The 2,869-nt window shown below is 75.4% G+C and carries 2 protein-coding genes and 1 pseudogene; 1 reads left to right on the top strand and 2 read right to left on the bottom strand.

Annotation, left to right across the window (positions count from 1 at the left end; genetic code table 11):
* Positions 1–584 (top strand): asparagine synthase-related protein (locus ADY01_RS34600; protein ID WP_049580748.1); only part of this gene is annotated, 584 nt, incomplete at its 5' end.
* Positions 585–695: 111 nt separating this feature from the next.
* Here ADY01_RS34600 and ADY01_RS34595 read toward each other — a convergent pair.
* Both ADY01_RS34595 and ADY01_RS34590 read right to left on the bottom strand, forming a co-directional pair.
* Positions 696–2,465, bottom strand: coding sequence for a sigma-70 family RNA polymerase sigma factor (locus ADY01_RS34595; protein WP_234320537.1), 1,770 nt, complete (start codon positions 2,463–2,465; stop codon positions 696–698).
* A gap of 114 nt (positions 2,466–2,579) precedes the next feature.
* A pseudogene (locus ADY01_RS34590) lies at positions 2,580–2,869 on the bottom strand (TetR/AcrR family transcriptional regulator); the annotation flags it as partial.

The raw sequence follows: 2,869 nt of genomic DNA, 5'->3' as shown, positions 1-2,869 counted from the left end.
GGCTGGAAGCCGTCGCCGCCCACCCCCGCGGCTCCACCGCGACCGGCCGCCCCGGCGAACGCCTCGCCCGCTCCGTCCTCGCCCGCCACGCCGCCGACCACCGCGTCTTCGAACAGGCCGCCGAGGTCCGCCACCAGCGGCTCCACGCGCCGTTCTACGACAACCAGGTGGTCCGCGCCTGCCAGGCGCTCCCCGAGAGCCACCGCGTCCAACCCGGGGCGCGCGCCGACGTGCTGCGCGCCGTTCTCCGGGGCGCGGGCGTCCGCGAGCTCCCGCCCGGCTTCGGCGCCACCACCCACTCCTCCCAGGCCGAGTCGGTCAGGGCGGGGCTGCGGTCCTATGTCAGCGACATCGTCGGCCTGTTCGACGCCCCCCTCCTCGCCGACGCGGGCCTGATCGAGGCCCGCGTCGTCCGCAAGGCCATCCGCGCCGCCGCCCAGGGCGAACCGCTCCCCCTCGACGGGCTGGCCGAGCTCGTCTCCACCGAGATCTGGCTCCGCCGCCTCCTCACCCGCCGCGGCTCCTGCTGGACGGCCGAGGGCCACCACGACCCCCGCGCCGTGACCAGCGGCGTCAGCCCCTGACCGACCCGCACCCACCGGCCGCCCGGCACACCCCGCGCCCGTCCACGGTCCACGGCGCCGACTGCGGAGACTGCGGAGACTGCGGAGACTGCGCCGAGCGAGCCAACGGCGCTACGTGCAGGTGATCTCCGACTCCGCCCAGTCCGCCAGGGCCACCGGGCCCAGGGGACCCCGGGGAGCGACCGCGATCCGCAGGGTCTCGACGCCCTCCAGCGACACCCGCACCCGCACCGGATCGTCCCTGCCGCCGACCTCCCCGGACCGCCACAGCTCCCGCTCGTCCCCGAACACGGTGAAGACCGCGGCCCCCACCCCCCTCGTCAGGTCGTCCAGGCCCACCAGCGCCTCGTACGAGACGCAGGAACGATTCAGGTCCACCGTCACCGACGAGTACGTCCCGACCGTGATCCCGTGGGCGTACTCCCGGCCGTTGACCGACACGCTCTCCCGCTGCCACACCGGGCTGCTCCCCGCCAGCCGCACCACCGGGCCGCTGCGGTCGCCCATCACGTCGTACGCCAGCGACCGCAGTTCGAACGCCTCGGCCGGCGGCTCCGGTTCGGGCTCCGGAGGAGCCGGTGGCTCCGGCTCCGGCTCCGGCTCGGGCTCGGGCTCGGGCGAGGGAGACGGCGGTGGCTCCGGCTCCGGCTCAGGCTCCGGGGAAGGAGACGGCGCGGGCTCGGGAGACGGCACCGGATCCACCACCGGCTCGGGAGAAGGAGAGGGAGGAGGCGGCGGGGACGGCGGGTCCGCGGGCGGCGCGGGCTCCGACTCCACCGGCTCCTCGCCCCCGGGCGGCGCGGCCTCCGGCTCCGGCTCCGGATCCCCGCCCATCAGCGCGAACGCCAGCGCCGCCCCCGCCACCGCGGCCATCGCCGCCGACACGATGCCCGCCTTCGCCGGGGCGCCGAGCCCCTCCGAGGCGGCGCCCCCCAGACCGCCGGCCGCCGCGGCGGAACCGGCGGTGCCGGAACCGGCGGCCCCCAGGAAGAGCCCCGCCCCCTTGAGCGAGGACTCCGCCGCGAACCAGCCGATCACGGCCACCGGAAGCACCACACGCAGGTGCTCGTTCAGATCGCGCACCTCGGACGCCGCCATCGCGCACCGCCCGCACTCCGCCAGGTGCTTGCGCAGCCCCCGCTCCGCCCGCGTCCGCAGCCCACCCCGCGCGAACGCGCCCAGGCGGTCCGCGAAGCGCGCGCACTCCCCGCCCTCCGTCAGCGTCCGGCTCACATGTTCCTGCAAATAGGCCTGCCGCAGCCCCTCCCGCGCCCGGTGCGCCAGCACCGCCGTCGCGTTCGGCGTCAGCCCGAGCAACGGCGCCACCTCCCGCGGCGACGCCTCCTCCACCGTCGTGTGCCACAGCACCGTCTGCCACCGCTCCGGCAGACTCCTGAACGCCCGCACCGCCATCGACCGCTCGGCGTCGTGCATCGCCCGCACGTCCGCGCCCACGTCCAGCGCGTCCGCGCACCCCGCCCGCCGCGACGACGCCGACACCGCGAACGCCGCGAAGTCCTCGACCAGTTGCTCACGCTTGGCCGAACGCGCCCAGTCCGCCGCCACCCGCCGCACCGACGTCAGCAGGTACGCCCGCACCGCCGTCTGCGGCCCGGTCCCCCCGCGCACCGCCTGCAACGTCGCGGCGAACACCTCGTTCGTCAGGTCGTCCGCCGTGTCCGCGTCGCGGCAGCACGTCCGCGCATACCGGCGCACGGCGTCCGCGTGGCGCCGGTATAACTCGTCGTACGCCTCCGAGCCACCCCGACGCATCCGCTCGACCAGCTCCAGATCCGCGGCCTCGCTGTCGGGGACGCGCTGCCGCGGCACCAACGACTCGCCGGAGCCGTCGTCGTGCCCCTCAACCCGGTCAACGCCCATAGATCGGAAGCCCCTGTGTGCATAGCTGTCAGCGACACCGGTCAGGCTGCCACAACACACCCGCATCACAAGGGGAGTTCACGCAGAACCACCCGTCCGAGCGGTATTCCCCCATCATCGCCCGTTTGCGCGAAGCCCCTGAAGCAATATCTCCAGCAGCCGCGACTCCGCCGCCGTCTGGCGCGCCGGATCCTCGAACCGCGGTGGCGTCGTCGCTATCACCAGCATCAGATCCGCCACCGTCACATCCGCCCGCAACTCCCCCGCGGCCCTGGTGCGTTCCACCAACTCCCCGACCACCATCAGCAGTTCACGCGTCGCGCCGGAACGCCCCTCCCCGGACTCCCCGCCCGCCGCCTCCCCGTCGGCCGCCGCCGTCCCCCGCTGCACGGGAACGCGCTCCC

It is taken from the genome of Streptomyces sp. SBT349 (assembly GCF_001083795.1).
Classification (GTDB): domain Bacteria; phylum Actinomycetota; class Actinomycetes; order Streptomycetales; family Streptomycetaceae; genus Streptomyces.
The sequence above is the reverse complement of the archived record's forward strand: the minus strand, read 5'-3'. Positions and strand labels throughout refer to the sequence as shown.

Excerpts from the sequence above, each read along its gene's own strand:
- ADY01_RS34595 (WP_234320537.1), bottom strand. The coding sequence starts at position 2,465 with ATGGGCGTTGACCGGGTTGAGGGGCACGACGACGGCTCCGGCGAGTCG.